General features: G+C 71.1%; 7 protein-coding genes. 3 read left to right on the top strand and 4 right to left on the bottom strand.

What is annotated here, in order from left to right:
* Window positions 1-84 (bottom strand): LacI family DNA-binding transcriptional regulator (locus tag IE239_RS32605; protein WP_190153062.1); only part of this gene is annotated, 84 nt, incomplete at its 3' end.
* A gap of 534 nt (window positions 85-618) precedes the next feature.
* Here IE239_RS32605 and IE239_RS32600 point away from each other — a divergent pair.
* On the top strand, window positions 619-792 hold the full coding sequence (locus IE239_RS32600; protein WP_190153050.1) for a hypothetical protein: 174 nt from the start codon (window positions 619-621) through the stop codon (window positions 790-792).
* 137 nt (window positions 793-929) lie between these two features.
* Here the strand turns inward: IE239_RS32600 and IE239_RS32595 are convergent, their stop codons facing one another.
* Window positions 930-2024 carry a WD40/YVTN/BNR-like repeat-containing protein gene (locus IE239_RS32595; RefSeq protein WP_190153049.1) on the bottom strand — a complete coding sequence of 365 codons (1095 nt, stop codon included), beginning with the start codon at window positions 2022-2024 and terminating at the stop codon, window positions 930-932.
* A 271-nt stretch (window positions 2025-2295) separates the two neighbouring features.
* Here IE239_RS32595 and IE239_RS32590 point away from each other — a divergent pair, with 271 nt between their 5' ends.
* Window positions 2296-2877: an Rv1733c family protein gene (locus IE239_RS32590; protein ID WP_190153048.1), complete on the top strand. Its 582-nt coding sequence runs from the start codon at window positions 2296-2298 to the stop codon at window positions 2875-2877.
* Between the two features lie 301 nt (window positions 2878-3178).
* Here the strand turns inward: IE239_RS32590 and IE239_RS32585 are convergent, their stop codons facing one another.
* On the bottom strand, window positions 3179-3910 hold the full coding sequence (locus tag IE239_RS32585; RefSeq protein WP_229878476.1) for a pectate lyase: 732 nt from the start codon (window positions 3908-3910) through the stop codon (window positions 3179-3181).
* A 205-nt stretch (window positions 3911-4115) separates the two neighbouring features.
* Window positions 4116-5093, bottom strand: a complete 978-nt coding sequence (locus tag IE239_RS32580) for a pectate lyase family protein (protein ID WP_190153046.1) — start codon at window positions 5091-5093, stop codon at window positions 4116-4118.
* Between the two features lie 547 nt (window positions 5094-5640).
* Between IE239_RS32580 and IE239_RS32575 the strand changes: the two genes are divergently transcribed.
* Window positions 5641-6960: an extracellular catalytic domain type 1 short-chain-length polyhydroxyalkanoate depolymerase gene (locus IE239_RS32575; protein WP_190153045.1), complete on the top strand. Its 1320-nt coding sequence runs from the start codon at window positions 5641-5643 to the stop codon at window positions 6958-6960.
* The last annotated feature ends 113 nt before the right edge of the window (window positions 6961-7073 follow it).

Raw genomic sequence — 7073 nt, 5'->3', positions numbered from 1 at the left:
GGAGACGGGCCGCTTGCCGCTCAGGGCGTACGACACGGTGCTCCGCGACACACCGGCCCGCCGGGCGATCTCACCGATGTTCACGAGGGCTCCTCACAGCGACTGGTCGAACCGGTTCGAATTTTTATGAGGATCATGCAGCAACACCTCGTCGAACCGGTTCGCGTGAAGTGAAGTTAGGAGCAACCCTGACGGCTGTCAACGCCTCGCGCCGAAATTCCCGTGGCGTCCGGGAAACCCCGGGGTGGGGTGGCGCGGGGGCCGGACTGCCCGGGTGCGTGCGTCTCCAGCGGCAGGCCAGGCCGTGACCTGCGCGGGGTGCGTGACGGCGCGAGGCCGGTGGACGGAGCGGCGCACCCGCCACACGTCGGGCGGACCGAGCGGAAGGACGTCCGCGCCGCAGAAGGACGTCCGCGCCTTCGGGCGCCGCATCCGGCCTGCGACCCGGCGAGCTCGTTCGGCCGAGGCGCCGGAGGCCGCCGGAGGGGCACCCCGCCACCGGGCCGTCGTCCGGGCCGCCTTGCGCCTTCCCGGCACGGGTGGTGTTCTCCACCACGCTGTCTGCGGTGCGGGGCCATGCCCGCGTGCCTCCGGCGGCCCGGCGGAGAAGATCGAGCGGTGGCCAGCAGGGCCGGGGAGGGCGGCATCGCGTTCGACGGCGCGACCCTCGCCGCCGAGGCGGCCGCGTCGGGCCGGATCGACGAGTACCGGGTCGACGCGCACCGGATCGTCGGGCCAGGGTCTGCCCGGGGCTGGTCGCCGGGGCGCATTCCGTTCTTTCCCCGGCGCTGACACTTGGGTGGATCTCGCAGTCGTCGAGACCCGGACGTGCGGTTCGAGAGTCGTTCACCACCGTTGCCGCGTGGCGCTTCTTACGACTCGCCAGCCGGCCGCGGGGCAGAACGGGCCGGCCGGTGACTTCGCCAGGTTCAACCGACCACCGCGGCCCGTACGCACAGCACGTCGGGCAGGTGCGAGACCAGTTGCCGCCAGGTGTCGCCGTCGTCGGCGGAGGCGAACACCTCGCCGTTGCGGTTGCCGAAGTACACGCCCGCCGGGTCCGCGTCGTCGGTGCACATCGCGTCACGCAGAACCGTGCCGTAGTGGTCCTCCGGCGGCAGGCCCGCGGTGAGCGGCTCCCAGCTCCTGCCGGCGTCCGCCGTGCGGAAGACCCGGCACCTGCGGTCGGCGGGCACGCGGTCCGCGTCGGCGTTGATCGGGAACACGTACGCCGTGTCCCCGCGTGTCGGATGCGCGGCGACGGCGAAGCCGAACGTGGAGGGCAGTCCCTCGCCGATGTCGGTCCACTGCGCGCCCGCGTCGTCGCTGCGGTAGACCCCCCAGTGGTTCTGGAGGTAGAGGCGGTCCGGGTCCGCCGCGTCCCTGGCCACCTTGTGCACGCACTGGCCGAACTCCGGGTGGGGATCCGGCAGGAACACCGCCGACACACCGGAGTTGGACGGCGCCCAGCTCGCCCCGCCGTCGGTCGTGCGGAACACTCCGGCGGTCGACACCGCCACCGTCACCGCCCGCGGGTCGCGCTCGTCCGTGAGGATCGTGTGCAGTCCCTCCCCGCCGCCACCCGGCACCCACCGCGAGCGGGTGGGATGCTCCCACAGCGGGCGGACCAGTTCGAAGCTCTCGCCACGGTCCTCCGAGCGGTACAGCGCGGCCGGCTCCGTGCCCGCGTACACCACGTCCGGCTCTGCCGCGGCCGGATGCAGCTGCCACACCCGCTCCAGCGAGGCCTCCGTGTCCTGCGGGAACCTGACGGCCGGGCGGGACGGTTCGGTCCAGGTGCGGCCCAGGTCGTCGGAGTGGAACACCGACGGGCCCCAGTGGGCGCTGTCGCCGCCGGCCAGCAGCCGCGGCCGCTCGCCGCGAGTGTCGACGGCGACCGAGTAGATCGCCTGTGCGTTGAAGTAGGGGGTCTCGTCGAACTCCCAGACGCCGCCGCGCCGCCGCCCGATGAACAGGCCTTTGCGCGTGCCCACGGCGAGCAGTACCTCGGTCATGCCGATCACCTCCGCTGTGTCTTCGACACCGTCGTCTCAGATATCGGCCAGTCTGCACCCAGCCACTGACAGTCACCTCCGGAAAGGCCGTCACCGCAGGTCACTACGGGAGCGGCGGGCCGCAGCCGCTCGACTTCGGCCACTTTCCCAGGGATGCGTGCGCGGGTTTCGGGGTCCATGGGAACGTCGGCGCGGGGGACCGGCCTTGAGCATCAGGCCCGCCCGCCGCGTATGGGAGGGCGGCCGGGATGTTCATGTGCGCGTGAGGAGGCAGCCTTCGATGGCGTTCCGAGGTCCGAAGGTGTGGCTGTGGCGCTGGCGGCGCAACCCGCTCAAGCGTCGCGCCGACACGGTGGAGTCCTGGGTCGTGCTCGGCGTGTGGGCGCTGACCGTCCTCGCCGGGGTGCTGGCGGGGACGGCGACCGCCGGGTCCGTCGAAGACGGTCTGGCGCGGGAGCGCGTCGAGTGGCGCCCCCTCGTGGGACGGCTGACCGAGCAGGCCCCGGGCAAGCCCGCGGCGAGCCGCTCCGCGAGCGGCGAGCAGGTGTGGGCGAAGGTGGGCTGGACCGGGCCGGACGGCTCCGTGCACACCGGGCAGGTCCGCGTCGGCCCCGGCAGTGCCGCGGGCACCCCGGTCGAGGTCTGGACGGACCCGCAGGGCCGCCTGGTGACCCGGCCGGCCAGCGCCTCGCAGGCCAGGCTGCGCGCCTCCCTGGTGGGCGGTCTGGCCGGTGTCGGGATGGCGACCCTGCCCTTCGCGGGCGGGCGCGTGCTGCGGAGCCGTCTGGAACGCCGGCGCGAGGAGCAGTGGGACATCGAGTGGGCCCGTTTCGCCGTGCTCTGGGGCCGCCCGACGAGCTGACCGACGAGCGCGGGCGCGCCGGCACTCCCGCCCCTGTCCGGCGGACGCGTCGGTCCGCCGACAGGTTCACGGCTCGGGCGACGGTTGTCCGGCGCCCGCTCACCGACCCCGTGTGCCCGTCGGCCTCCTGTCCGCCGACCGGTCCGGCACGGCGCTGCGCGACCTCTACGACCACTGCCGCCGCGAGTTCTCCGCGGCGGTGCCGGTCCGGTTCCCCGAACCACGGGGCGGCCGTGCGAAGCGCCGTGCGGGGATCGCTTCGCACGGCCGCCTTCTCACCGTGGGGGGAACGTGGGAGGGGCTACTTGTAGGTGATGTCGGACGACGAGTACTTGCAGTAGGTGCCGTCGGCGTCCGAGCCGTTCTTGGGCGGTTCCGCGCCGGTGTTGTTGCCGATGTACTTCTGGCAGGGAACGATCTTCTTGCCGCTGTCCCCGACGATGGTGATCTTCTTCAGGGTCGCGCTGTCGCCGTAGTTGGTGTTGATGCCGACGAGCCGGCCGCCCTTGTACGTCGCCTCGATGGTGTTGAGGTTGATGGTGCGCTTGTACTGGGCGCTCTTGCAGTTGCCGCAGCTGCGCACGAACGTCCCGAAGTTCTTCACCGCGAAGTTGGAGACGTTGAGCGTGCCGGCGCCGTTGAACTGGAACACCTTGTCGCTGGCTTCCTTCGCCCCGCCGCCGGAGACGGTGTAGACGTTGGACGACGAGGAGCCGAGGAAGGTCGCCGCGTCCTCGCCGACGTCCTCCCACCAGACGTTCTGCAGCGTGCAGCTGCCCTGGCAGTGGATGCCGTCGGCGGCGGGCGAGCCGATGATCACGTTCTTCAGGACGGCGCCCGGCGCGAGCTGCAGGATCGGGTCCTGGTTCTCGCTCTGGCCGCCGGTTCCCAGGTCGCCGCTGCCGTACAGGCGCTGCATCCCGTAGTCCTTGGTGCCGGAGATCGGGATGGTGGCCGTCACCGCCTTGCTGCTGGTCGGGGTGGGCCAGGTGGCGGCGCTCGCGGGGGTGAGCGCGCCGCTGGTCATGATCATGCCAACCGCGAGCCCGATCGCGGCCAGTCCGCCGGTGAGGGCGCGCCCGGAGGACCGGCCGCCGCGTCGCGCCGCAGGCGATGGCGCCGGCGGAGACGTCTTTTGCGAAAGTGCTGGTGTATCCATGTCCCGATGCCTTCTTCCGGATAGGGGATGGGAGTGGGGGGTGGGAGTGTGGGGGGACGGGCGGGAGCGCTCCGAGCGGTCAGAGCCTTCCGGCGCCCGCGCCCGAGGTCACCGAGGCGACGACGGACGAGGCGGGCTCGGCGGTGTAGCTGTACGGCGGCTTGGTGAACGTCCCGACCCGGGACACCTCGGTCGCGGCTCCGCCGAGGTCGTTGCCGGTGAGGTTGGCGTAGCCGTCCACGTCGCTGTCACGCTTCGTCGTGACGGCGACCAGCGTCGAGCGGAAGACGTTGTTCTCGACGAGCATCTGCGCACCCATGCGCGAGTGGACGGCGGTCTCGGCGCCGACGACGTAGTTGTCGTAGAAGTGACCAGTGCCGAAGCGCAGGCTGGGGATGCGTGAGTAGACGTTGCCGAAGTAGTTGTGGTGGTACGTCACCCTCAGGTGCCCCGTGTCCTGGCCTGCGTTGTTGTCGCTGTGGCCGACGAGCGAGCCCTTGTAGTGGTCCTTGAACGTGTTCCACGACACCGTCACGAAGTCGGAGGCGTGGTTGATGTCCAGCAGGCCGTCGTAGTAGTCCTTGTCGTGATCGCGGTCGGCCGAGAAGGAGTTGTGGTCGATCCACACCTTGGTCGAGGCCTGGACCTCGATCCCGTCGGCCGGCTTGAGCGGCTTGCTGATGTTCAGGTTGCGGATGACGACGTTCGTCACCTTCTTCAGCCGCAGTCCGCCCCCGGTGAACCCCGACGACGAACCGACCCCGAGCACTGTGGTGTTGGACCCGATGTCGACCTGACCGCTCAGCGGGATCAGGCCGTTGACCTTCACCACCTTCGCCGTGCTGCCGGTCACCGCCGTCTTGAACGCGGCCAGGGTCGAGACGGTGACCGCGCCGGCTCCGCCACCGCCGGTCGTGCCGGCGCCGAACCCGATCGGTGAGCTTTCGGCGGCGCCGGCCGAGGACGGGAGGACCGTGACCGCCGCCGTGGCGAGCGCGGCGGACGCCGCGAGGAGGACGAACCTTTGCGGGTGTGCACGCGGGGGACCTGTGCGCATGGGGGGTGCGTCCCTTCGTGGGGAAAGGAATGGGTCATGTATGTGATTGTTGTACTTCTTGCTGAACGCTAAGCGCGGTCAGTGCTTACTTCTTGCGGGCTGTGTGAGCGGCTCGATCACACTGCTGAACGGAACGTAGGGGGTAAGCGCTTTCTAGTCAACGCTTCGCGCAGAAGACTTCCGGCCGTCCGGGTGCGCCCCGGTCGATCGGCGAAAGCTTGCGCGCCGCTGCTGTGGGAGCGCTTCCATGGCGGGCGTGTGCATGCCACCATGCGAGGCGGACGCTTCCCTTCGAGCGCGCCTCCCGGCGTGCACCACGAGAGGGCGAGTCGATGCCGACGCCCCGTACGCGCACGTCCAGCGCCGGGCCGGACCTCGTCGCCGGGCCGCCCGGCGTCGTGGGGCGGTCGTGCCTGCCGCCACCTGACCACCGTCCACGCCGAGTCGGCGTCCCCCGCTCACGCACCTGTCGCTCACGCACCTGTCGCACACCGTCGTCCGAGCAGCCACCGAGAAGGGACAGAACGTGTTGACCACCACCCCCCACATGACCGCTTCTGCCAGAAGAAGGCCTCGTCCGGCGATCCTGGCCCTCCTGGCGGCCCTGGTGTCGTTGCTCGCGGCCACCGTCCTCACCGCGCCCGCCGCCTCCGCCCGTGCGCACGCCGCCGGCCCGGTTCCCGCCGCCACGCTCACCGAGGTCACGGGCTTCGGCACGAACCCCAGCAACCTCCAGATGTACGTGTACGTGCCGGCGAACGTCACCGCGCGCCCGGCTGTTCTGGTGGCCGTGCACTACTGCACGGGTTCCGGCCCCGCCATGTACAACGGCACCGAGTTCGCGCGGCTGGCCGACCGGTACGGATTCATCGTCGTCTACCCGTCGGTCACCCGCAGCAGCAAGTGCTTCGACGTCTCCTCGCCCCAGGCGCTCAAGCGCGGCGGCGGGAGCGATCCCGTCGGCATCAAGTCGATGATCGACTGGACCATCCGCACCTATTCCGCCGACACCGGGCGGATCTTCGCGACGGGCATCTCCTCCGGCGCGATGATGACGAACGTCCTGCTCGGCGACTACCCCGACGTGTTCGCGGCGGGCGCGGCGTTCGCGGGCGTCCCGTTCGGCTGCTTCGCGACCACCGACGGATCCGAGTGGAACAGCCAGTGCGCCGGCGGCACCGTGATCCACACGCCCCAGGAATGGGGCGACCTGGTGCGCAACGCCTACCCCGGCTACACCGGCCCCCGCCCCCGGATGCAGGTCTGGCACGGCACGCAGGACGACACGCTGCGCTACCCGAACTTCGGGGAGGAGATCAAGCAGTGGACGAACGTTCAGGGCGTCGGTCAGACCCCGGCCGCCACCGACTCGCCCGTGTCCGGCTGGACCCGCACCCGCTACGGCGCCACCGGTGACCGCGCCCCCGTCGAGGCCATCAGCGTCCAGGGCGTCGGACACGGGGTGTACAGCGACGGCATGGGCGCACGGGTCCTCAGGTTCTTCGGCCTCGACGGCTCCGTGCCCGACCCCGACCCGGGCCCCCAGCCCGGAGCCTGCCGGGTCACGGCCTCCACCAGTGCATGGAGCACCGGCCTGACCGCGTCAGTGACCCTCACCAACACCGGCGCCTCCGCGATCAACGGCTGGAAACTGGGCTTCACGCTGCCCGCCGGGCAGACCATCACCAGCGGCTGGGGCGCCACGTACGCACCGGTCTCGGGAGCGGTGACGGCGACGAACGCGACCTACAACGGCACGCTGGCGCCTGGTGCGAGCGTCAGCATCGGCTATCAGGCGAATCACACGGGCAACAGCGCGGCGCCGGGTGGCTTCACGCTCAACGGTGCTTCCTGTTCGGCGAGTTGAGTCACCGTGGGCGGCCGGGCCAGGCCGCCCACGAACCTCGCGGGAGCGGACGTCCCCGCGACGGCCGGCGTCTCGCGAGGAGAACGGCGTCGGGGGCGTCGAGGCCCCCAGGA

It is taken from the genome of Streptomyces humidus (assembly GCF_014649655.1).
GTDB classification, from domain to species: domain Bacteria; phylum Actinomycetota; class Actinomycetes; order Streptomycetales; family Streptomycetaceae; genus Streptomyces; species Streptomyces humidus.
The sequence above is the reverse complement of the archived record's forward strand: the minus strand, read 5'-3'. Positions and strand labels throughout refer to the sequence as shown.